23 protein-coding genes and 3 pseudogenes are annotated in these 19,725 nt (G+C 57.6%); 17 read left to right on the top strand and 9 right to left on the bottom strand.

Going from position 1 to position 19,725, the window contains the following annotated elements; genetic code table 11:
• Nucleotides 1-61: 61 nt before the first annotated feature.
• The 3 genes from ACJ8IM_RS24595 to ACJ8IM_RS24585 all read left to right on the top strand — a co-directional run bounded on the left by ACJ8IM_RS24595 (nt 62) and on the right by ACJ8IM_RS24585 (nt 2,668).
• The gene (locus tag ACJ8IM_RS24595; protein ID WP_101455631.1) at nt 62-958 is read left to right on the top strand and encodes a LysR family transcriptional regulator; all 897 of its coding nucleotides are present in this window, start codon (nt 62-64) and stop codon (nt 956-958) included.
• A gap of 98 nt (nt 959-1,056) precedes the next feature.
• Nucleotides 1,057-2,238 carry an MFS transporter gene (locus tag ACJ8IM_RS24590; protein ID WP_033635673.1) on the top strand — a complete coding sequence of 394 codons (1,182 nt, stop codon included), beginning with the start codon at nt 1,057-1,059 and terminating at the stop codon, nt 2,236-2,238.
• 91 nt (nt 2,239-2,329) lie between these two features.
• Nucleotides 2,330-2,668 carry a DUF2002 family protein gene (locus ACJ8IM_RS24585; protein ID WP_016929830.1) on the top strand — a complete coding sequence of 113 codons (339 nt, stop codon included), beginning with the start codon at nt 2,330-2,332 and terminating at the stop codon, nt 2,666-2,668.
• A gap of 25 nt (nt 2,669-2,693) precedes the next feature.
• Here the strand turns inward: ACJ8IM_RS24585 and ACJ8IM_RS24580 are convergent, their stop codons facing one another.
• Together ACJ8IM_RS24580 and ACJ8IM_RS24575 are read right to left on the bottom strand one after the other, a co-directional pair.
• Nucleotides 2,694-3,140: a DUF1198 family protein gene (locus ACJ8IM_RS24580; RefSeq protein WP_025303978.1), complete on the bottom strand. Its 447-nt coding sequence runs from the start codon at nt 3,138-3,140 to the stop codon at nt 2,694-2,696.
• A gap of 67 nt (nt 3,141-3,207) precedes the next feature.
• Complete coding sequence (locus ACJ8IM_RS24575; protein WP_033635672.1) at nt 3,208-3,543, bottom strand: MbeD/MobD family mobilization/exclusion protein; 336 nt, start codon at nt 3,541-3,543, stop codon at nt 3,208-3,210.
• A gap of 184 nt (nt 3,544-3,727) precedes the next feature.
• Here ACJ8IM_RS24575 and smrA point away from each other — a divergent pair, with 184 nt between their 5' ends.
• Entirely contained in the window at nt 3,728-4,300 is a 573-nt protein-coding gene (gene smrA / locus ACJ8IM_RS24570) for a DNA endonuclease SmrA (RefSeq protein WP_033654327.1), read from the top strand.
• A gap of 50 nt (nt 4,301-4,350) precedes the next feature.
• On the opposite strand, the gene ACJ8IM_RS24565 is transcribed toward smrA, so the two are convergent.
• Nucleotides 4,351-4,764, bottom strand: a complete 414-nt coding sequence (locus ACJ8IM_RS24565) for a DoxX family protein (protein ID WP_033635670.1) — start codon at nt 4,762-4,764, stop codon at nt 4,351-4,353.
• A 192-nt stretch (nt 4,765-4,956) separates the two neighbouring features.
• On the opposite strand from ACJ8IM_RS24565, the gene ACJ8IM_RS24560 reads away from it, so the two are divergent.
• Together ACJ8IM_RS24560 and ACJ8IM_RS24555 are read left to right on the top strand one after the other, a co-directional pair.
• On the top strand, nt 4,957-5,187 hold the full coding sequence (locus ACJ8IM_RS24560; RefSeq protein WP_033654326.1) for a (4Fe-4S)-binding protein: 231 nt from the start codon (nt 4,957-4,959) through the stop codon (nt 5,185-5,187).
• A gap of 1 nt (nt 5,188) precedes the next feature.
• Nucleotides 5,189-5,467, top strand: a complete 279-nt coding sequence (locus ACJ8IM_RS24555) for a GNAT family N-acetyltransferase (RefSeq protein ID WP_033654325.1) — start codon at nt 5,189-5,191, stop codon at nt 5,465-5,467.
• A gap of 32 nt (nt 5,468-5,499) precedes the next feature.
• On the opposite strand, the gene ACJ8IM_RS24550 is transcribed toward ACJ8IM_RS24555, so the two are convergent.
• Nucleotides 5,500-5,682: a YodC family protein gene (locus ACJ8IM_RS24550; protein ID WP_025303973.1), complete on the bottom strand. Its 183-nt coding sequence runs from the start codon at nt 5,680-5,682 to the stop codon at nt 5,500-5,502.
• Nucleotides 5,683-5,802: 120 nt separating this feature from the next.
• On the opposite strand from ACJ8IM_RS24550, the gene ACJ8IM_RS24545 reads away from it, so the two are divergent.
• On the top strand, nt 5,803-6,318 hold the full coding sequence (locus ACJ8IM_RS24545; protein ID WP_033654323.1) for a DUF1543 domain-containing protein: 516 nt from the start codon (nt 5,803-5,805) through the stop codon (nt 6,316-6,318).
• Here the strand turns inward: ACJ8IM_RS24545 and ACJ8IM_RS24540 are convergent.
• On the bottom strand, nt 6,313-7,239 hold the full coding sequence (locus ACJ8IM_RS24540; protein ID WP_033635666.1) for a LysR substrate-binding domain-containing protein: 927 nt from the start codon (nt 7,237-7,239) through the stop codon (nt 6,313-6,315). The genes ACJ8IM_RS24545 and ACJ8IM_RS24540 overlap by 6 nt on opposite strands.
• An 85-nt stretch (nt 7,240-7,324) precedes the next feature.
• Here ACJ8IM_RS24540 and ACJ8IM_RS24535 point away from each other — a divergent pair, with 85 nt between their 5' ends.
• Complete coding sequence (locus tag ACJ8IM_RS24535) at nt 7,325-7,822, top strand: GNAT family N-acetyltransferase (RefSeq protein ID WP_033649791.1); 498 nt, start codon at nt 7,325-7,327, stop codon at nt 7,820-7,822.
• A gap of 62 nt (nt 7,823-7,884) precedes the next feature.
• Here ACJ8IM_RS24535 and ACJ8IM_RS24530 read toward each other — a convergent pair whose 3' ends face one another.
• The gene (locus tag ACJ8IM_RS24530; protein ID WP_101455630.1) at nt 7,885-8,619 is read right to left on the bottom strand and encodes a class I SAM-dependent methyltransferase; all 735 of its coding nucleotides are present in this window, start codon (nt 8,617-8,619) and stop codon (nt 7,885-7,887) included.
• Nucleotides 8,620-8,717: 98 nt separating this feature from the next.
• Between ACJ8IM_RS24530 and ACJ8IM_RS24525 the strand changes: the two genes are divergently transcribed.
• The 3 genes from ACJ8IM_RS24525 to ACJ8IM_RS24515 all read left to right on the top strand — a co-directional run bounded on the left by ACJ8IM_RS24525 (nt 8,718) and on the right by ACJ8IM_RS24515 (nt 11,432).
• The gene (locus tag ACJ8IM_RS24525; RefSeq protein WP_101455629.1) at nt 8,718-9,170 is read left to right on the top strand and encodes a GNAT family N-acetyltransferase; all 453 of its coding nucleotides are present in this window, start codon (nt 8,718-8,720) and stop codon (nt 9,168-9,170) included.
• Between the two features lie 112 nt (nt 9,171-9,282).
• Nucleotides 9,283-9,699: a DUF2946 domain-containing protein gene (locus tag ACJ8IM_RS24520; protein WP_202394190.1), complete on the top strand. Its 417-nt coding sequence runs from the start codon at nt 9,283-9,285 to the stop codon at nt 9,697-9,699.
• 71 nt (nt 9,700-9,770) lie between these two features.
• A complete protein-coding gene (locus ACJ8IM_RS24515; RefSeq protein ID WP_172448747.1) occupies nt 9,771-11,432 on the top strand; it encodes a DUF2534 family protein in 1,662 nt (553 codons plus the stop codon).
• A gap of 54 nt (nt 11,433-11,486) precedes the next feature.
• Here the strand turns inward: ACJ8IM_RS24515 and ACJ8IM_RS24510 are convergent, their stop codons facing one another.
• Nucleotides 11,487-12,422 carry a LysR family transcriptional regulator gene (locus tag ACJ8IM_RS24510; protein ID WP_101455627.1) on the bottom strand — a complete coding sequence of 312 codons (936 nt, stop codon included), beginning with the start codon at nt 12,420-12,422 and terminating at the stop codon, nt 11,487-11,489.
• A gap of 135 nt (nt 12,423-12,557) precedes the next feature.
• Between ACJ8IM_RS24510 and ACJ8IM_RS24505 the strand changes: the two genes are divergently transcribed.
• Genes ACJ8IM_RS24505 through ACJ8IM_RS24495 form a run of 3 tightly spaced genes read left to right on the top strand, consistent with a single transcriptional unit; the run spans nt 12,558 to nt 14,740 of the window.
• Nucleotides 12,558-13,211, top strand: a complete 654-nt coding sequence (locus ACJ8IM_RS24505) for a DUF3313 domain-containing protein (protein ID WP_041036393.1) — start codon at nt 12,558-12,560, stop codon at nt 13,209-13,211.
• A 38-nt stretch (nt 13,212-13,249) separates the two neighbouring features.
• The gene (locus ACJ8IM_RS24500; RefSeq protein WP_101455626.1) at nt 13,250-13,594 is read left to right on the top strand and encodes a DUF3302 domain-containing protein; all 345 of its coding nucleotides are present in this window, start codon (nt 13,250-13,252) and stop codon (nt 13,592-13,594) included.
• A gap of 9 nt (nt 13,595-13,603) precedes the next feature.
• Nucleotides 13,604-14,740 (top strand): HlyD family secretion protein, encoded by a 1,137-nt coding sequence (locus tag ACJ8IM_RS24495; RefSeq protein WP_101455625.1) that lies wholly within the window; start codon nt 13,604-13,606, stop codon nt 14,738-14,740.
• 263 nt (nt 14,741-15,003) lie between these two features.
• Here ACJ8IM_RS24495 and ACJ8IM_RS24490 read toward each other — a convergent pair whose 3' ends face one another.
• Both ACJ8IM_RS24490 and ACJ8IM_RS24485 read right to left on the bottom strand, forming a co-directional pair.
• Nucleotides 15,004-16,251, bottom strand: coding sequence for a hypothetical protein (locus ACJ8IM_RS24490; protein ID WP_072008422.1), 1,248 nt, complete (start codon nt 16,249-16,251; stop codon nt 15,004-15,006).
• Nucleotides 16,252-16,264: 13 nt separating this feature from the next.
• Nucleotides 16,265-16,408: pseudogene (locus ACJ8IM_RS24485) on the bottom strand (site-specific integrase); the annotation flags it as partial.
• Between the two features lie 71 nt (nt 16,409-16,479).
• Here ACJ8IM_RS24485 and ACJ8IM_RS24480 point away from each other — a divergent pair.
• The 3 genes and pseudogenes from ACJ8IM_RS24480 to ACJ8IM_RS24470 all read left to right on the top strand — a co-directional run.
• Nucleotides 16,480-17,165 (top strand): annotated as a pseudogene (locus tag ACJ8IM_RS24480) (IS3 family transposase); the annotation flags it as partial.
• 672 nt (nt 17,166-17,837) lie between these two features.
• Nucleotides 17,838-19,346 (top strand): group II intron reverse transcriptase/maturase, encoded by a 1,509-nt coding sequence (gene ltrA / locus ACJ8IM_RS24475; RefSeq protein WP_001189111.1) that lies wholly within the window; start codon nt 17,838-17,840, stop codon nt 19,344-19,346.
• A gap of 80 nt (nt 19,347-19,426) precedes the next feature.
• A pseudogene (locus ACJ8IM_RS24470) lies at nt 19,427-19,663 on the top strand (DDE-type integrase/transposase/recombinase); the annotation flags it as partial.
• Nucleotides 19,664-19,725: the final 62 nt, after the last annotated feature.

Below are 19,725 nucleotides of genomic sequence, written 5' to 3'. Positions count from 1 at the left end.
CGGATAAATCGGCGGCGGGCGATTACACTGTCAAAATGATTTTGACAATAAGGGCGGCGAAATGCTGAATTTGCAGCGCCTGGCGATCTTCGCGGCGGTAGTGGAAGCGGGCAGCTTTACCGCGGCGGCGGCGGCGCTGGGGCAAACCAAGGCGGTGGTGAGCTTTAACGTCAAGCAGCTGGAGAACGAGCTGGGGGTGTCACTGCTGGCGCGCAGCACCCGGCGGCTGTCGCTGACCGACGCCGGCGAACGCTTTTACCAGCGCAGCCTGCAGCTGCTGCAGGAGGCGGAAAACGTGCTGGACGACGTGCGCCGCGATCACCACGGGTTGAGCGGCGTGCTGCGCATCACCAGTACGCCGGAGTACGGCGCGCTGGTGGTGGTGCCGGCGCTGGCGGCTTTTTCGCGGCAGCATCCGCGGCTGCGCATCCAGCATGTGTCTTCTTCTTATCATGCCGATCTGATCTCGGAGCGCTTTGACGTGGCGATCCGCCTGGGCCAGCTGGCGGATTCCAGCCACCGCGCGGCGCTGATCGACAGTTTCGCCATTTTTCCGGTGGCGTCGCCGGGTTACCTGGCCGAGCGGCCGATTCATTCGCTGACGGATCTGGCGCAGGCGCAGTGGATCGCCCACAGCCGGCTCAGTTCGCCGCTCAGCTGGCAGGTGGCCACGCCGCAGCGCGAAGCGGTGCTGTTCAAGGTGGCGGACGCCGCGACGCTCACCGGCGACAGCGCCGCGGCATTGCTGGCATTCGCCCTGCATGGCGCCGGGGTGGCGCTGCTGCCGGCGTGGCTGGCGCAGCCCGAAATCGACGCCGGCCGGCTGCAGCGGTTGCTGCCGGATCACCGTTTCCCCGAGCAGAGCATCTACGCGCTCTACCCGAATACCCGCCACGTGCCGGAAAAGGTGCGGGCGTTTATCGATTTTCTACGCGCGCGGGTGGCGGCCAACCGTTAGCGAAATAATAATTCGTTATAACTCTCTCATTTATCATCAGATCCCATCGGGGTATGCTGGCAATCTCTGTCTACCCCGTCCGATGCGAGCCACCTTCGATGACCGCAGAAAATAACCTCCAGCTGAACCGACGCATTCTGTCCGTGGTGATGTTCACCTTCGTCTGCTACCTGACCATCGGCCTGCCGCTGGCGGTGCTGCCGGGATTTGTGCATGACCACCTGGGTTACAATTCGGTGCTGGCGGGCCTCATCATCAGCGCGCAGTACTTCGCCACGCTGTTCAGCCGCCCGCACGCCGGGCGCTATGCCGATCAGCTGGGGCCGAAAAAGGTGGTGCTGTTCGGCCTGGCGTGCTGCGGCGCCAGCGGCCTGTTTTATGCGCTGGCGTTCGGCGTTGACGGTTACCCGTGGCTCAGCCTGCTGTTGCTGTGCGTGGGGCGGGTGTTTCTCGGCGTCGGCGAAAGCTTCGCCAGCACCGGTTCCACGCTGTGGGGTATCGGCCGGGTCGGAGCGATGCACACCGCGCGGGTGATTTCCTGGAACGGCGTCGCCACCTACGGGGCGATGGCGGCCGGGGCGCCGCTCGGCGTGTACCTGAATCAGCAGTGGGGATTGGCCGGGGTGGCGGCGCTGATCGTGCTGGCGGTCGCGGTGGCGCTGCTGTTGGCGAGCGGCAAGCCGGACGTTTCGATCGCCGCCGGGCAGCGCATCGCTTTCCGCGCGGTGTTCGGCCGCATCTGGGCCTATGGCCTCGGGCTGGCGATGGGCACCGTCGGCTTTGGCGTGATCGCCACGTTCATCACCCTTTACTACGCCGACAAAGGTTGGAGCGGCGCGGCGTTTTCGCTGACGCTGTTCAGCTGCGCCTTCGTCGGCATCCGCCTGATCTTCAGCAACGTCATCAACCGCCACGGCGGTCTGAAGGTGACGCTGGCGTCGTTTCTGGTCGAGATCGTCGGGTTGCTGTTGATCTGGCAGGCCGGCGAACCCTGGATGGTGCAAACCGGCGCGTTGCTGGCCGGCGCCGGTTTCTCGCTGGTGTTCCCGGCGCTGGGCGTCGAGGCGGTGAAACAGGTGCCGCCGCAGAACCAGGGCACGGCGCTCGGCACCTATTCGGCATTCCTCGATCTGGCGCTGGGCATCACCGGGCCGCTGGCCGGGCTGCTGATTGGGCAAGCGGGCGTGCCGTCGATCTATCTGGCGGCGGCGCTGCTGGTGGCGCTCGGGGTGCTGCTCACCCTGCGTCTGCTGCAGCGCAGCCGAGCCATTCAGGAATAGTCTGAAACCCGGATTCCTCCCCAGAAAATCATTGTTTCGGTGAATGATTACGGTAAGGTCGCTCAGCGGTCCAGAATGAGAGGAGGAATCGATGTATTTACGGCCGGATGAAGTGGCTAAAGTGTTGGAGAATACCGGCTTTGAGCGTGATTATGTCACCGACCAGGCCTATGGCTACCGCAAGGGTACACACTACGTGTATGTGAATCGCGAAGCGCGGATGGGCAGAACCGCATTGGTGATCCACCCGGCGCTGAAAGAGAGAAGCGTGCATTTCGCCACGCCGACCTCTCCGGTGCGCACCAGCGAGCAGTATCTGGAGTTTCCCCTGGATTTAAGCAGCGACGCCCCGAACCAGCGTTACGGCATCGCACACGGCTTCAGCTCGCGCGAAGCGCTGTCGCGCTACCTCTACAGCATGTTCCTGTAATCGGTCCCCCGCCCGGGGGACGCGATCAGCCGTGGGCCAACGCTTCGCGGTTGAAACGCTCATTGTAGGCGCGGCGGAACTGCGCCAGTTCAAACGCATCGATATCCAGCTCGGCGAAGTAAAACAGCGCCGCTTCGGTGTGCTCGGCGTGCAGCTCCGGCGACAGGCCGGCGCGCAGCAGCACGTCGCGCCACAGGGCAATCTGCTCGTCGTCCGCCTGTTTGATGAACGTCAGGTAGATGAACAGCAGGTAAGCCGCCTGGTGCATCTCTTCGGTGTAGCCGTTGTTCAGCATGCGGATAAAGGTCTGGCTTTGGCGGCCGCCCATCTCCTGGATCATCGATTCGATCAGCATCGGCTTGACCCTCAGCAGATGGGCCAGCGAATCGATGGCTTTGCGGGTGTCGGACGTCAGGATGCGGTAACCGATGATAAATACGACGATCAGGGCGGCGAGGATGATCCAGGTCATTTAGGCTTTATTACACTCTCAATACGCCAGAAGAGGGGCGGGAGGCGCTGTGCGACAGCGCCCGCTATCAATGCTGTTCGCCGCTGAAATTACCGACCGCGCCCTGTTGGCGCAGGTGGTGATTGAAGGTGGCCGCGTCTTTGGCCAGCGCATCCAGATGGGCGCCGAGCATTTTGATCTGCTTCACCAGCGCATGCTGCTCCGGCACCGAACTGGCGGTGCTCAGTTTGCGCGCCAGTTGTTCATTCTGCGCCCGCAGCGCGGCTTCGCGCTGTTTGGCTTCTTCCAGCAGTTGCTGCAGCGCCTGGTAGCTCTGCTGCCATTCGCGGTGTTGCCGTTCGAAGCTGCTCTGCAACTCATTCATCGCATTTTGAAACTGGATTTCCAGCTCGCGCATTGTCATGGGCTCGATCCTTTGCGGCACTCAATGATGGCTTAGCAGTATAGCGAAAACTGTTCGCAAGCTCACCCGTTGACGACAAATGAGACAAATGCCGCTGACAATTCCCGGCTTGCAACCGTGGCAAGGCGTCTTACAATCGACTCCATTCCCGGCCGTAAAGGCTGCCGTTCAAGAGAGGTGGAAGATGAGCGAGCAGGAAAAAGACTTTTTTGAACAGGCGATGGCGGACGTGGTGCCGCTGGCGAGCGGGCGGCAGACGCTGTACCTCAAGCCGCAGGAGACGCTGGACAAAAGCGCGCGGCGCGAAGCGCAGCGGCTGCGGCAGGAAAACTTCCTCAGCACCGATTTCCTCGAGGTGATCCCCTGTGAACAGCCGCTGGAGTTCAAAGGGGAAGGCATTCAGCAGGGCGTGCTGGACAAGCTGCGCAACGGGCGTTACCCGCCGCAGGCGTCGCTGAACCTGTTGCGCCAGCCGGTCGAGGCCAGCCGGCAGGCGCTGTTTCGCTTCATCTTGCAGGCGGAGGCGCAAAACCTGCGTTCGTTGCTGATCGTGCACGGCCGCGGGCGGCAGAACGAAAGCCATCCGAATATCGTGCGCAGTTACGTCGCCAAATGGCTGGCGCAGTTTGAACAGGTACAGGCGTTTTGCCGCGCCTTACCGCGCGACGGCGGCGAGGGCGCCTGCTACGTCACGCTGCGAAAATCGGCGCAGGCCAGGGCGGAAAACTTTGAGCGCCACGCCAAGCGCAGCCGTTGAAAGGATAGCGGAAATAAAATGGCCGGCGAGAGTCGCCGGCCATCGATGAATTATTTATTAAATATTTTATAGTCCAGCGAATAACGGCCGGCGCCGGTCACCGCCAGCAACAGCAAGCCGCCAATGATGCTGATGTTTTTAAAGAAGTTGATTTCGTTGCCCATCATTTCCATGCCGGTCATTTTCCAGAACGGATGGCCGATAAACGCGGTGCCCAAAACATACAGGGCGAAAATGACCGCGATAGGGCGAGTAAACAGACCGAGAATAAGCGCGATGCCGAAAATAAACTCCACCAGCACGGCAACGATCGCCGCCAAATAAGGCATCGGTGTGCCATAGCCTTCCATCGCCGTGACGGTCGCACCGAAGTTGACCAATTTCATCCAGCCGAAAATGATAAACAGAATCATCAGTAATATGCGGGACAGCAGAATGACGCCGTCTTTTGAGCTATCACCCATTTCGAACTCCTTAGCCACTGTCGGAATTATGTTGTCTTACTGAATAAAGATTAGAACAATTTACGTTTTTTTCTAGCGGCGACGGGCGGTTGCGCCACTTTTTTCGGTGTGCGAGACGCGTGGTGAAGCCGGCGGCATTGCCTATACTTGAACCCGGAGCAAAAACAATAAAACAGGCAATGTGAGGCCAAGATGGACGAGAAATTGACCGCCGCCGGTTACCGCCGTTATTCCGGTGATAAGATTGACGTTTATTTTAACCGTGCAGTTTGCCGCCATTCCGCCAACTGCGTGCGTGGCAACGCGGCTATTTTTACCCTGAACCGCCGCCCGTGGATTATGCCGGACAATGCCGAGCCGGCCGAAGTGAAACGCGTCATCGACACCTGCCCCAGCGGCGCACTGAAATATAGGGAGAAATAATATGGCTCATAAAATACTGGCAGACGAGAAGCGTTTTTATATCAATGATGAACAAGGCAAGCTGATCGCCGAGATCTCTTTCGTGCCGAGCGGCGACAAGCTGACCATTATCGATCACACCTGGGTGGATGAGTCATTGAAGGGGCAGGGCGTCGGTAAAAAGCTGGTGGCGCTGGTGGTGGAGAAAATGCGCGCGGAGCAGCGTAAAATCATTCCGCTGTGCCCGTTCGCCAAACACGAGTTCGATACCACGCCGGCCTATCAGGACATTCGCGCCTGACGCGATAACGGGGCGCGGCGCGCCCCGAGCGTTCAGCAGACGCCGAAATCGCCGTCTTCGTGGTACAGCGCCACGTCGCTGGCCTGCACCTCCGTGCGCTGCTCTTTGCCCAGTTCATTCCAGCTGCAAACCAGGGTTTCGCCGTCGATCGCCACCACGGTCATCTTTGGGCCGCCGGTGGTGCGTTGAACAAAATCACCGATATTGAATGCCATGCGTTCCTCCACAACAGATTAAACCTCACCTATTGATAACACAGAATGGCGCCGCCGTTGGTAGATGTTTCGCTATGTATTATTTTATATAGCGATTATCACCAAGGAGAGCAGACTAACATGCCGGGATTATTGATGTTTTATGTGGGCGGTACGGCGCCGGGCGCCAATATTGAGCTGCACGACGTGCAGTTCGCGGCGGCGGATCGGCCGGAAGAGGCGTATCCGCTGCTGCGTGAAAAGTGGTTCGGCGATAAGCGCAAGGTGCATGTCGACGGCTATGCGCGCATCGACTGGGCGGACGGTTACGACGTGAGCCTGGAGCCTGCGCCGTTCGCCGGTGAAGAGAAGCTGTTTTTCGTCAACGTGGGCGGCTACCGCAGCGATGAGCTGGCGGAATTGCACCAGTTCGGCCTGTTTGTGGCGCGCTCTGCCGACGAGGCGAAGGACAAAGCCAAACGGGTGCTGCTGACGGACAGAGCGCAGCAGCACAAGGATGACCTGGCCGAGGTGGACGACTGCCTGCTGCTGCAGGCGCTGCAGGGCTACCATGTGCATCTGCGGGCCAACCCGCATGGCAAACCGGCCCGGCCGCTGTGGCAGGGGTATCTGCCGATCGGCGAACCCGCGCTATAGCGCCGCCAGCGCCTGCAGCTGTTGCCGCAACCAGCGGCAGGCCTCCGGCCGGCCGTTTTTGCGGTGCAGGTAGATTTTGATCTGATACGGTGGCACCGGAAACGGCAGGGGATGGATAGCCAGCGCCGCCGCCTGCCGCAATTTTTGCGCGGCGTAGCGCGGCATGCTCATCACCAGTTCGCTGTCGGCGACGATGAACGGCGCTCCCAGCAGCGAAGGCGTGCGGATGGCGATATCGCGCTGCAGCCCCAGCTTATCGAGCTGATAGTCAATGACGCCGCGCTGTTCGTTCCACGGCGTCACCACCAGATGGCGCGCCCGCAGGTAGTTTTCCAGCGTCAGTTCGCCGTATTTGACGCTGAAGGCGGGTGAACAAATCGCCACATACTCATCCTCCAGCCAGCTCACTTCGTCGATCTCCGGGTAGCTTTCGCCGTCGGTTTCGGTAAAGCCCAGCGCGAAGTCGATGCGCCCCGCCAGCAGATCGTTCAGCGCCACTTTGCGCTCGGAATAGCGCAGCTGGAACGACAGCCCCGGCGCCAGGCGCTGCATCTGCGCCATCAGCGCGGGAAATACCGCGAAGGCGGTGTAATCGGTAATGGCGAAGGTGAAGCTCTCCCGGCTTTCGGCGGGAACGAAGCGCGGGCGCGGATGTAGCCCTTTGGCCAGCAACGCCAGACTTTCGCTGACGGTCGGGGCCAGGCTGTCGGCATATACCGTCGGGTGCATGTCGTTGCCGACCCGGTAAAACAGCTCGTCCGCCAGCGCCTTGCGCAGCCGGATCAGCGCGTGGCTCAGCGCCGACGCGCTGAGAGCCAGCTCCGCCGCGGCGCGCGTTACAGACCGCAGCCGATACACTGCTTCGAACACCAGCAGCAGGTTGAGATCGAGGCGTTTCAAATCCAGATGCATGATATTCATTACCTGTTGATGAAAATGCAGTTCATACAGTATTTGAGGCGCGATATGCTGGCAAGCACAGCCATCAACACACTCAGGATTTGCCATGACCATTGAGATTTACCCGGCGCAAAAAAGCGACGCCAAACTGATTCTGGATATGATTATCGAGCTGGCGGTGTACGAAAAGGCGCGCGAGCAGGTGCTGGCCAGCGTGGAAGATATCGAACGCAGCCTGTTTGGGCCGGGCGCCTGTTCCGAAGCGCTGATTTGTACGGTAAACGGCGAGCCGGCGGGTTATGCGGTGTTCTTTATGAGTTACTCCACCTGGCTGGGTAAAAACGGCATCTATCTGGAAGACCTGTACGTGGCGCCGAAGCATCGCGGCGCGGGCGCCGGTAAAAAGCTGCTGCGGCACATCGCCCAGCTGGCGTGCGAACGGCAGTGCGGCCGCCTGGAGTGGAGCGTGCTGGACTGGAACCAACCGGCCATCGATTTCTACCTCAGCATCGGCGCGCAGCCGCAGGGCGAGTGGGTGCGCTATCGCATGGAAGGCGAGGCGCTGACGCACTTCGCGGCGCACGGGGCGGCGCTGCCGGCATAATAGCCGTTGGGGGGAGGCGGCCTCCCCAACTGTGGTGATGTGAACGGTTTACTGCGGATCAATCAGGCGGGTTTGCGGGCGGCGAGAATGAAGATCATCGGGCGTTCCTGCTCTTCGTCCAGCGCCGGGTTAGCGGCGATTTGCTGCGCGCTGGGGCCCCATTCGTTCAAATGCTGGATGATAAATCCTTGCTGCGCCAGCGGGTTGATATAGCTGCCGAGCGTGCGGTGCTGTTTGATGACGCCTTCCGCCAGCCAGTTGGAAACGCGCCGGCCTTCTTGCTGGTAGCCGTTCACCGGCCAGGATTTCTGCCCGTTGCCGTCGGTCAGCCAGCCCTGCTGCGCCGGGGCGGTGTAGATCGGGTGCTCGGCGGTGAAGATGAACTGCCCGCCGGGTTTCAGCGCGGCGTAAACCGTGGCGAACAGCGCGGCCAGATCCTCGAGGTAGTGCAGCGTCAGCGAGCTGTAGACCAGATCGTAACTTTCCGGCGGCAGCTGAAGCTGCGCCAAATCCTGCCGACGATACGCGATGCCCGCGTCGGCGGTCATCTCCCGCGCTTTGGCCAGCATTTTTTCCGAGACGTCCAGCCCCAGCACGCTGGCTGCGCCCTGTTCGCGCGCGCTGCGGCAGAACCAGCCGTAGCCGCAGCCGAGATCGACCACGCTTTTGCCCTGCAAATCCGGCAGGATGCGGCGGATGGCGGGCCATTCCGGCGCGCCGTCCAGGCCGTGCTGCGAGCGGCTGAGCTGCGCATAGCCGTCGAAAAAGGCCTGATTGTCATAGATGTTTTGCGTCATGATGACTCCTTAGTGAATGACGGCGGCGGAATGCCGCTGCCATACCGTGCATATTGCTGCATAATTCTACGCTGACAACATGGATAACAGGAATGACGATGGACATGATTTCGGTGCGGCAAGCGCCCGAGCTGGCGCCGCGCGCCATTGCGTATTTTCAGCGGCACTGGGCCACGGCAGAGACGCTGATGATGTATGAAGACGCCATCAACCGCAGCCTCGGCGCCGCCAACCCGCTGCCGCAGTGGTACCTGCTGATGGAAAATGACCAGATCCTCGGCTGCGCGGGGCTTATCACCAACGACTTTATCAGCCGTGGGGAGTTGTATCCCTGGCTGTGTGCGCTCTATGTAGAGGAAGCGCAGCGCGGCCGGGGCCACGGCGCCAAACTGATTGAGCATGTGGCGGCGGAAACCCGCCGGCTGGGCTTCCCGCAGCTGCACCTGTGCACCGATCTGGAAGGCTACTACGAGCGCAGCGGCTTCGTTTATCACGGGCTCGGGTATCACCCGTGGGGGGAGGCCACGCGGGTCTATTCGCGGGTGCTGTGATCGCCGCCGCCGGGTGTGCGTAAGACAAACCTGACTTTTCTTTCACCTCATCGCGCATCGCGGGTTACACTGGCCGCTTGTTCGCCACCGACCGGGTTAATTCGCCGCTGCGATGAGAGTGCCACGCCAGCTACAGCAACGCTTTACCGCCTGCATCGCCATTATGGCGGTGCTGTTGCTGTTTGTGGCGCCGGTGGTGTCGAAATCGCTGATGCACCACCCGATGATGGGCGGCATGGCGCAGACGGACGCCGCTATGCCGCACAACATGCACGCGATGACGATGCCCGCCGCCGAGCATGCCGGCCACCACGGCATGGATCCTGCGGAAATGATTTTCTGCGGCTATTGCGAGCTGCTGATCCACGTGCCGCTGCTGCTGTGGACATTCGTCCCGCTGCTGTGGTTGATGGCGCGCATCGCGCGCCTGCCTTGCGCGCCGCGTATCGTTTCTCCGCCCATTCGGCGCCTTGTTCTGCGGCCGAGCCCGCGCGGGCCGCCCGGCCAACCGTTTTTCCCTATTGCTTGATCATGGGTAACGCCGTCCGTATCGCTGCGGACGGTTTGCCTGCGCGCACAGTTTGAAAAACGAGAAAGGCCATGTCTTCAATAACCAAAACTCCACCTGCCGCATCGCCGCGTGGCGCGATGCTGAACCTGATCAGACGGCTGCATTTTTATATCGGCCTGCTGGTCGCTCCTTTTATTCTGGTCGCTGCATTGACCGGCACGCTGTATGTGTTGACCCCGCAGCTTGAAGAGGCGCTGTATCGCGATGCGCTTTTCACCGAACCGCACGGGCAGGCGAGATCGCTGGCTGACCAGATCGCCGCCGCCCGCCGCGCGGCGGGTGACGAGGCGCGCATTTACGCCGTGCGCCCGGCGCCCGGCGCAATGGACACCACGCGCGTACAGTTCGCGGGCGCCGATCTGGGCGCTTCCGAGTCGCGCGCGCTGTTTGTCGACCCTTACACTCTGGCGATCAAGGGTGATATGACGGTGTACGGCACCTCCGGCGTGCTGCCGCTGCGCACCTGGCTGGATAAGTTGCACAGCAGCCTGCTGCTCGGCGATCTGGGGCGCAACTACAGCGAACTGGCGGCCTCCTGGCTGTGGGTGGCCGCGCTGGGCGGCGTGGCGCTGTGGCTGGCGACGCGGCCGAAACGCAAGCTGAAAAGGGCGAAAGGGGGCTTCGCCGCCAGCCGCCATTGGCATATCACGCTGGGTGTAGCGCTGCTGGCCGGGCTGCTGTTCTTCTCGGCTACCGGGCTGACCTGGTCGCAGTGGGCCGGCGGCAACATCGACGCGCTGCGGGCCAACCTGGGCTGGCTGACGCCGCAGGTCAACACCAGCCTGCAGGCCGATACGCCGCAGACGCCGGCCGATCCGCACGCCGAGCACCGCGGGATGATGCCGGGCATGAAGATGGGCCCTGCCGCGCAGAGCAATGCGCTGAACGGCGACTGGGATCGGGCGCTGCACGCTGCGCGCGCCGCTGGAATAGACGCCGCCAAGGTCGAGCTGCGCCAGCCGAAAGGCGAGGGCAAAGCCTGGACGGTAACCGAAGTGGATCGCAGCTGGCCAACGCAGGTGGACGCGGTTGCCATCGCGCCGCAAAGCTTCGCCGTCGTCGACCAGGTGCGGTTCGACACCTTCCCGCTGATCGCCAAGCTGACCCGCTGGGGCATCGACGCCCACATGGGCATTCTGTTCGGTGTGCCGAATCAGCTGCTGCTGGCGGCGTTCGGCCTTGGGCTGTGCTTGATGATCGCGCTGGGTTACCGCATGTGGTGGATCCGCCGCCCGGCGGCGGGAGCGCAGCATCCGGTGCATACGCTGGTTGCCGCCTGGCTGGCGCTTTCCCTGCCGGCGCGCGCCGGCACGCTGCTGGTGGCAGCCGTACTGGGTTATTGCCTGCCGGTGATGGGCGTGAGCCTCGCGGCGTTGCTGCTGGTGGACGTGTGGCGCTGGCGCGGCCAACGGCAAAGCCACCGGGACGAAACGCCGGAAGCGGCCGCCCGCCGCGCCGAGGTGCGCAAGTTCCGCGCGGCGGTGGCGACGGTGGCGGTGGCGGTCGGCTGCGTGATGGGGCGAGCGATCCTCGGCGGCACCGTTGAGCAATTCCAACTGCCGATCGGCGCCTGGAGCGCCCAGATGGTGATCATGCAGAGCCTGATGGTACTGCTGTATACGCTGGTGTTCACCCTGCTGCTTTCCATTCCGCTTTGGTATTTCTTCCTGGGGGAGAAAGAGGGGCGTTGAGGCATTTTTCGCCGACGCAAAGCATTCAACCCCGCTGCGGCGGGGTTTTTCTTGTTACATCAGGCGGTGCGCGTGCAGCTTAACGCTCTCCATGATGCTGTCCATCGTCACCTGCACGCGGTGCGGCAACACGCCGCGCCGGCGGTAGATCAGGTAGGCCTGCATATCGATGCCGCGCTCGCGCGCCAGGCAGGGTAGCAGTGTGCCGGCATCCAGCTCGGCGGTGACGGAATAGTACGGGGCGTAGACGATGCCCAGGCCCTGTTTGGCCAGCTCGATCGCCGGCAGAATGTTATCGCAAACGCTGGCGCCGCCGATCTCGACCTGCACCAACTCCCCCTGCGCACTGTAGCCGCTCCAGGTATTGCGAATGCCGCCCAGCATGCGCAAGGTAATGCAGCGATGCTGCGGCAGTTCATCCAGCGCTGTCAGCGGCGAGCGGGCGATGTAATCCGGTGCGGCGAACAGCCCGACGCGAAAACGGGTGAAGGGCCTGGCGATCAGGCTTTCGTTTTGCGGCTGGAAAAAGCTGATCAGCAAATCGCAGTCGCTGTCGAACACTGCGCCGTACTTTTTCTCGCGTTCATCGGGATTGCGGGTCACCAGATCGACAGTCAGCGCCGGTGCAGCGTGCAGCAGCGGCGGCAGTAAATAACGGGCCAGGAAAGCGTGGATGCCGATCGGCGCGCCGAGCGTGACCATGCCGTTCAGGCTGCGTTTATAGGTGCCGGACATATCAAGCAGATCGCTGTGTTCGTCCAGCAACTGCGAGGCGCGCCGCAAGAATTGCTCGCCGAATTCAGTCAGCGCCAGGGTACGCGGGCCGCGCAGGAACAGTTCCAAGCCAAGCCGCCGTTCCAGCGCGGTGAGGGCGCGCGACACGTTAGACTGCGGCATATCCAACCGCTGCGCCGCTTTGCTGACGCTAGCCGTTTCGGCAATGATGCGGACAATCCTGAGTTCTTCAATGCGGAAGTCTTTCTCTTTCACTGGCCGGCTCTTGTGAGTTTGTATATCAAAAATGATATACACCTTTGGCGGCATTGTCATATGACTTATCGCGGACGGGTGGGTATCATTCGATTTGATTATTTGCTATCCACCAAAATAAAGAGAAATCCGTCAATGAAAGTGACAAGAGCGGTTATTTTGCCTGCGCTGTTATTACTGGCCGCGTGTTCTTCCGCCGTGACCGAAAAAGAAAAATACTCGACCTTTCTGACCAATTATAACGATATCAATAAAGGTCAATCCGCGTCCGGCAAAGACGTTTTATATTGGAAAGATAAGAACGTCGATTTTTCCCGTTATCAATATTTGGTTTATCAACCGATGATCTATTTCCCGCGGCCGAAACCGAGCGAGATGGTGAGCCAGCGCGCACTCGACAATATTCTGAACTATACCAACCAGCAGTTTAAGCAGGCGATGGGCACCCACTTTACGCTGGTGGACATGCCGCGCGAGCATACCCTGATTTTCCGCGGCGCCATCACGGCGATAGACACGCAGAAGAAGGGGCTGCAAATCTATGAAGTCTTGCCGATCACCCTGCTGATTGCCGCGACGCAAAGCGTGACCGGGCACCGCACCATGGAGAGTGCGGTCTATATGGAAGGCGAGTTTATCGATGCGGCGACTAATCAGCCGGTCATTAAAGTGGTGCGCAAGGCTTCGGGGGAAAATCTCAATAACGAGAAAGCGCAGCTTAAAGTCACCGACGTGAAGAATGCCATCGATACCATCGCCAACGATATCAGACAATATAACACGCTATAAACCTCGTTTATTTCCGTTATTCTCAGCCAGGAATTTACATGTTTCTTAACTATTTCGCTTTAGGCGTACTGATTGCGGTATTTCTGATTTTATTCTACGGCGTCATTATTATTCATGACATTCCCTATTTGCTGGCCAAAAAACGCCGGCACCCCCATCAAGATGCGATTCACGTTGCCGGTTGGGTCAGCCTGTTTACGCTGCACGCCATTTGGCCGCTGCTGTGGATCTGGGCAACGCTCTATCGGCCGGAACGCGGCTGGGGCATGAGTGAGAAGGCAGAACCTTCAACGGACCTGCAGGCGCGCATCGCGCTGCTCGAAGCCGAATTGCAACGCCTGCAGGAAAAGCCGACGTCGGTTCCCGGCCCCACGGCAAGTTGAGCGTAGCCTATGGATTTGCTCATTATTCTCAGCTACGTGGCGCTGAGCTACGGCGTATTTAAACTGTTTCGCATTCCGGTCAACAAATGGACCGTGCCGACCGCCGTGCTTGGCGGGATCGTTATCGTCGGCGCGTTGATTCTGACGATGAACTACAACCATCCGTACAGCGATCGGGCGCAGAAGATCGCCGTGTCGGTGCCGATGGTGCCGCAGGTCTCGGGCATGATCGTTGAGGTAACGGAGAAAACCAACGTGTTGCTGCGCAAAGGCGAGGTGCTGTTCCGTCTTGACGACAGCCGCTACCGTGCGCGGCTCACCAGGCTGGAGGCAGAACTGGCCGGGGCCGAGGCGGAGATCAGAACGCGCCGGGCGGCGCTCAGCGAGTCCGCCGCCAACGTGCAACGGGCGAACGCAGAGTATGAGCGTGCCCGTAAGGACTACCAGCGCTATGCGAAAGGGGCGGCGATGCCGGTCAACCCGTTCTCGGAGCAGGACGTCAGCCATGCGCAGCAGCAGTACCAGGCGCAATCCGCGGCGCTGCAGGCGGCGAAAGCTCAGTTCCAACAGGAACAGGCGCGGTTGTCCGGGCGCTATGACGGCGAAGACGCCACGATAGCCAGCCTGAAATCGCAGATTGCCGAAGCGCGCTACAACCTGGAACAAACGGTGGTGCGTGCGCCGAGCGACGGGTATGTCACGCAGGTGCTGGCGCGGCCGGGCACGGCGGCGGTTCGCCTGCCGTTCAAACCGGTGATGATCTTTATCCCGCAGCAAAAGCGCCAGGTGGTGGCGGTGTTCCGCCAGAACGCCATCCTGCGTTTGGCGCAGGGGGACCAGGCCGAGGTGGTGTTCAACGGCTTGCCGGGGCAGGTTTACGGCGGCACCGTAAGCCGAGTGTTGCCGGCGATACCGGACGGCAGCTACCAGGCCAGCGGCGCACTGCAGGGCCTGAGCGCCACGCCGGGCCGGGAAGGGGTGTACGTGATGATTGACCTGGCGGCCAACCCGGATCTGGTTCACTTGCCCGACGGCGTGAGCGCTCAGGCGGCGGTCTATACCGGGCACTTCGAGCACGTTTCCGTGATGCGCAAAGTGCTGCTGCGCATGACCAGTTGGCTGCATTATCTTTATCTGGATCACTAGCCTGCATTGGCCCGGGGGAGCACGGGCCAAGGGGGTTCCTCCTGAATACGACAAAAACAAAAAAGCCCGCAACCGAAGTTGTGGGCTTTTTCGCTATTATCGCCGGGTCTATCTGGTTCACTGGCGACGTATTTGGTGGAGCTGGGGGGATTTGAACCCCCGTCCGAAATTACTACATACCATTTATATTATAACAAAATCATGCAGTTGTATTCCAAATCAGTAGGTTGATATTATCTTTTATTTACTTGTTTTACACCTTTTTAAGGCTCTGCCGCCAGTTTGTCGCCATCCGTAGTGTCGTTATTAATAGTCTGATGGTCAAAAAGATCGTTTATACAAATTTCTAATTTGTAGAAATCTGTCAATGGATAAAGAACAACAAGATCATCATCTATCTCTTTAATTTTATTGTTTTTAGTTATACTACTTAAGAAGGTTTTAGCACTAGCTTGTTCAACATTTTTTATTGCTGGGTCCGGATATTCTAAAGTTTTAAGTACTTGCCAAGAAAGAGGGTTTGTAAAATTGAATAGATTTGATAACTTAGGGCAGTATTTAAATTTTATTGTTTGGTCATAAGTGACTTTAGGCGGTAGTACAATGTTGACTGATCTTAAACTAGAGCGTGTATTGGGCATCTTCGTCGAAAAATATGCCACCCCTATAATTGAAGAACTGGTTTTTCTACCGATCCACTGCATTAAAATGTTGGGTATTATGTATTCCTGAATGAAAGATGAGTCAGGGTTTTGACGAATATAATTACAAGCAATAATCAATGGCCAAAAAATAAGATAAGAGGCTATGGTTCTGTTTGTATCTACTATTGTATTCTCATCATTATTTTCCTTTTTTGGCAAAATCATGTACTTAGAAGCTAAATTTAGTATTTTAGAACTGACGTCCTTTGCTTTGAATGATGATATATAAAGTTTGTCAAAATCTGGTTTGTTCATCTCCAACCAACAAACATACAAAGATGTTCCTAGATATAGGCATGGTAGACCTGCAACCGAGTAACGTTGAGCATTAACTAAGTGCCTTTTAGAAAATGGAATATGAAAAATATCATCTCTTTCTTTTAATGGTTGATCAGATTTTCTCACTCGGAATAAAGGGGTTTTTTTGTCACTCAATTGGTTTAATGGGACGCAAATTCTGTGTAGGTGGCTAATTATTGATTGGTTTGAGAAGGTGTTGTCAAAGGTGTCATAGGCACTTTTGATATCCCCAGCTAAGTAATTATTTAATGTTTGGTTTATACATGTTTGTATTTCCTTGGATTTTTCAATAAGCTTCTCGAATCCAATTGCTTTATTTTTTGCATCATCGGAAAATTTTTGTATGCATTCATTTAGTTTGGAGCATCTTTCATTGAAATCACTAATGAAATCCTTTTTGGATTTAATTGGGGGGTTAATGTCGGGGTTTTTAATTATTTTCTCAAGAAGATTGTTCAATACTTCCTCAATTCTTTTTTCTTTATAGAATTTACTATCTTTTTCCATTTTTAGATTTCTTTTAAATAAATTTTAAGGGGTTTGTTGTAACAGCATCTTCTAAGTGTTTAGGATAAAAATGCGAGTAAATCATAGTCATTTTGATATCAGCATGACCTAAAATTTCTTTAAGAACAAGTATATTTCCGCCATTCATCATGATATGACATAGCGAATGTGGACTGACCTCGCCCCGGTAGACGATCCTGCCCTATAGTTTGAGCATAGGAGGAGCGTATGGGCACACTACGATTTACACCTGAATTTAAGGAAGAAGCCGTCCGTCAGATAACGTAACGCGGTTATTCCGTCGCCGAAGTTTCTGACCGGCTGGGCGTTTCAGCACACAGTCTCTATAAGTGGTTGCGGGCTATTAAACCCGATAACAGCGAGCAGCATGCCCGTGATTTACTGGAAGCGAAAAGCGAGATCCTGAAACTCAGGGCCCAACTGAAGCGCACTGAGGAAGAACGGGACATTCTGAAAAAGGCCGCGCGGTACTTTGCAAGGGAGCCCGACTGAAGTACCGCTTTATCAATGAGCACCGCACTGTATGGGGTGTCATGACGATGTGTCGGGTGCTGTGCATTGCCCGGGCCGGGTTTTATGCGTGGCTGCATAACCCGGTCTCCGCGCGTGATAAAGATAACCAGCGTCTGCTGACGCTCATCCGTGACTCCTATTCACTGAGCGGAGGCGTATACGGTTACCGCCGGGTTCATGGCGACCTGAACGAAATCGGGGAAACCTGCGGTAAAAACCGGGTGGGCCGTATTATGCAACTGAACCGGATTAAAGCCGTGCGTGGCTATAAAGCTCCGCGTCGTATCGCTGGCAGACCTTCAGTGGTTGCGCCTAATCGTGTGCAGCGGCAGTTTACCGTTGTCCGGGCCAATCAGGTCTGGGTCACCGATATTACTTATAGTGTGCCCGGAGTTCAGGGCGGGCATGGATGCTTAAATGAACCGCGAGTCTGTCTGGAATATTGAACCGGTAACTCACGATGAGAAACCCAACAATCCCACCGGGTGTGACGGTGGAGAACCTGAGCGGCAGTGACCTGCGGCATGCCCGCAGGGTGATGTAACCCGCTGACAACGGGGATTGAGGCGAGATCACTAAGCCGAGATGATCCTCAAGGTTAAGTACTGAAAGGCTGAAGAACATGAACCCGTTAATCCGCCTCTGTGGGTTGAAAACGTCACCACGGCCTACGTGATCTGACAGGCCGTGCAGGAGGAACTGGCAGTGATACGTAAGCACTGCCGGTCGAAGGTGTTTTGACATGTATGCGAAACACCGGGGCAGCAGCGTCTATCACGCTTGCGTTGCTGACTTCTGCCAACTTGCGGCAAGCAAGGATAAAGAGTGCGACGGGCAGCCTCCTCAGTATGCCTGAGTCCAGGCAGGTAAACCGGGGAAGGTCAGCGACGGATGTTAAGGGGGCATGGCTCCGATGACGCGCTGGCTGGCGGAGCTTCCGTAGTAGTCCGCGATGGGGAAAGCCCATTACATGGCGAAGGGAAGCAGTTTGAATGTGTTTGCGACGTGAATTAACTGACCTAACGAGGTGAAGACCTTTGATAATCAGCGAAATGCAACGCAAGCTTGCCACATGGGCAGCCACCGATCCGTCCCTACGGATTCAACGGCTGCTGCGTCTGATAACACAACCAGAATGGCTGGCTGAAGCGGCGCGGATCACGCTTTCATCAAAGGGGGCCCATACCCCCGGCGTTGATGGCGTGAACAAAACAATGCTACAGGCCAGACTGGCTGTTGAGCTGCAAATCCTCAGGGATGAATTACTCTCAGGCCACTACCAGCCCTTGCCCGCCAGACGGGTTTACATCCCTAAAAGCAACGGCAAACTGCGACCACTGGGTATCCCCGCGTTGCGGGATCGTATTGTTCAGCGGGCCATGCTGATGGCGATGGAGCCGATATGGGAGAGTGATTTTCATACGCTCTCATATGGCTTCCGGCCTGAGCGCAGTGTCCACCACGCGATCCGCACGGTGAAATTACAGCTCACAGACTGTGGTGAAACCCGGGGACGCTGGGTGATTGAAGGCGACCTGTCCAGTTACTTCGACACCGTACATCATCGACTGCTGATGAAGGCTGTACGCCGCAGGATCAGTGACGCACGTTTCATGACTCTGCTGTGGAAAACCATCAAGGCGGGACATATCGATGTCGGTCTCTTTCGGGCGGCCAGTGAAGGTGTACCACAGGGCGGTGTTATATCGCCGCTATTATCGAACATCATGCTGAATGAGTTCGATCAATACCTGCATGAGCGCTACCTGAGCGGGAAAGCCAGAAAAGATCGGTGGTACTGGAATAACAGTATCCAACGGGGCCGAAGTACGGCGGTCAGAGAAAACTGGCAGTGGAAACCCGCGGTGGCGTACTGCCGCTATGCCGATGATTTTGTCCTCATCGTCAAAGGCACCAAAGCACAGGCGGAAGCCATCAGGGAGGAGTGTCGGGGTGTGCTCGAAGGCAGTCTGAAACTCAGGCTGAACATGGATAAGACTAAAATCACCCATGTTAATGACGGCTTTATCTTTCTGGGGCACAGGATCATTCGCAAACGCAGTCGTTATGGCGAGATGCGAGTGGTCTCAACGATCCCGCAGGAGAAAGCCAGAAACTTCGCCGCATCGCTGACAGCACTGTTATCAGGCAACTACAGTGAAAGCAAAGTCGATATGGCTGAACAACTCAACCGAAAACTGAAAGGCTGGGCCATGTTCTATCAGTTCGTTGATTTTAAGGCCAAAGTCTTCAGTTATATCGACCGTGTCGTGTTCTGGAAGCTGGCTCACTGGCTGGCCCGCAAATACCGTACAGGTATCGCTTCCCTGATGAGGTGGTGGTGTAAATCACCGAAACCGGGTCAGAGCAAAACGTGGGTTTTATTTGGTAAAACCAATCACGGCAAGCTCAGCGGCGAAATACTGTACCGGTTGGTGGGGCAAGGCAAGAAGCTGTTCCGCTGGCGGCTACCCGAAGGTAATCCCTATCTGAGGACGGAGACCAGAAACACGTATACATCGCGCTTTACAGAAGTGGCAATGGCGTTCGCCAGCATTTAAATGGAGAGCCGGATGCGCTGAAAGGTGCACGTCCGGTTCGGGGAGGAGAGGCAGGGAAATAGTCCGACTACGCCCTGCCTCTTACTCTACTCCGCACCTGGCAGGGCTGGCTGTATCTGGCGGTGGTTATCGATCTCTTCGCCCGTAACGTGGTTGGCTGGTCGATGAAGCCCACTCTTTCTCGCGAACTTGCGTTGGACGCTCTGATGATGGCCGTTTGGCGTCGAAAACCGGACGGCGAGGTTATCGTACATAGCGATAGTAATAATGCCGATGTCAGTCTTTACCACCACTTAGTTTGCCGTTTAACCAGATTGGTGTGATTACTGATGCAGTGAAGACCTTCCCGCATCCTGACTCACACAGCGATCGACCTTTT

Origin of the sequence: Serratia sp. CY33525 (genome assembly GCF_052169115.1) — a bacterium.
Taxonomy (GTDB): domain Bacteria; phylum Pseudomonadota; class Gammaproteobacteria; order Enterobacterales; family Enterobacteriaceae; genus Serratia; species Serratia sarumanii.
Note: the sequence above shows the minus strand (reverse complement) of the source record. Positions and strands in the feature narration are given on the sequence as shown.

Coding starts and splice junctions, on each gene's coding strand:
- ACJ8IM_RS24515 (WP_172448747.1), top strand. CDS start 9,771: ATGTCTTCAATAACCAAAACTCCACCTGCCGCATCGCCGCGTGGCGCG.
- ACJ8IM_RS24575 (WP_033635672.1), bottom strand. CDS start 3,543: ATGACAATGCGCGAGCTGGAAATCCAGTTTCAAAATGCGATGAATGAG.
- ACJ8IM_RS24540 (WP_033635666.1), bottom strand. CDS start 7,239: ATGAATATCATGCATCTGGATTTGAAACGCCTCGATCTCAACCTGCTG.
- ltrA (WP_001189111.1), top strand. CDS start 17,838: ATGCAACGCAAGCTTGCCACATGGGCAGCCACCGATCCGTCCCTACGG.
- smrA (WP_033654327.1), top strand. CDS start 3,728: ATGAGCGAGCAGGAAAAAGACTTTTTTGAACAGGCGATGGCGGACGTG.
- ACJ8IM_RS24490 (WP_072008422.1), bottom strand. CDS start 16,251: ATGGAAAAAGATAGTAAATTCTATAAAGAAAAAAGAATTGAGGAAGTA.
- ACJ8IM_RS24530 (WP_101455630.1), bottom strand. CDS start 8,619: ATGACGCAAAACATCTATGACAATCAGGCCTTTTTCGACGGCTATGCG.
- ACJ8IM_RS24520 (WP_202394190.1), top strand. CDS start 9,283: ATGAGAGTGCCACGCCAGCTACAGCAACGCTTTACCGCCTGCATCGCC.
- ACJ8IM_RS24505 (WP_041036393.1), top strand. CDS start 12,558: ATGAAAGTGACAAGAGCGGTTATTTTGCCTGCGCTGTTATTACTGGCC.
- ACJ8IM_RS24595 (WP_101455631.1), top strand. CDS start 62: ATGCTGAATTTGCAGCGCCTGGCGATCTTCGCGGCGGTAGTGGAAGCG.
- ACJ8IM_RS24545 (WP_033654323.1), top strand. CDS start 5,803: ATGCCGGGATTATTGATGTTTTATGTGGGCGGTACGGCGCCGGGCGCC.
- ACJ8IM_RS24585 (WP_016929830.1), top strand. CDS start 2,330: ATGTATTTACGGCCGGATGAAGTGGCTAAAGTGTTGGAGAATACCGGC.
- ACJ8IM_RS24560 (WP_033654326.1), top strand. CDS start 4,957: ATGGACGAGAAATTGACCGCCGCCGGTTACCGCCGTTATTCCGGTGAT.
- ACJ8IM_RS24580 (WP_025303978.1), bottom strand. CDS start 3,140: ATGACCTGGATCATCCTCGCCGCCCTGATCGTCGTATTTATCATCGGT.
- ACJ8IM_RS24555 (WP_033654325.1), top strand. CDS start 5,189: ATGGCTCATAAAATACTGGCAGACGAGAAGCGTTTTTATATCAATGAT.
- ACJ8IM_RS24590 (WP_033635673.1), top strand. CDS start 1,057: ATGACCGCAGAAAATAACCTCCAGCTGAACCGACGCATTCTGTCCGTG.
- ACJ8IM_RS24495 (WP_101455625.1), top strand. CDS start 13,604: ATGGATTTGCTCATTATTCTCAGCTACGTGGCGCTGAGCTACGGCGTA.
- ACJ8IM_RS24525 (WP_101455629.1), top strand. CDS start 8,718: ATGGACATGATTTCGGTGCGGCAAGCGCCCGAGCTGGCGCCGCGCGCC.
- ACJ8IM_RS24535 (WP_033649791.1), top strand. CDS start 7,325: ATGACCATTGAGATTTACCCGGCGCAAAAAAGCGACGCCAAACTGATT.
- ACJ8IM_RS24565 (WP_033635670.1), bottom strand. CDS start 4,764: ATGGGTGATAGCTCAAAAGACGGCGTCATTCTGCTGTCCCGCATATTA.
- ACJ8IM_RS24500 (WP_101455626.1), top strand. CDS start 13,250: ATGTTTCTTAACTATTTCGCTTTAGGCGTACTGATTGCGGTATTTCTG.
- ACJ8IM_RS24550 (WP_025303973.1), bottom strand. CDS start 5,682: ATGGCATTCAATATCGGTGATTTTGTTCAACGCACCACCGGCGGCCCA.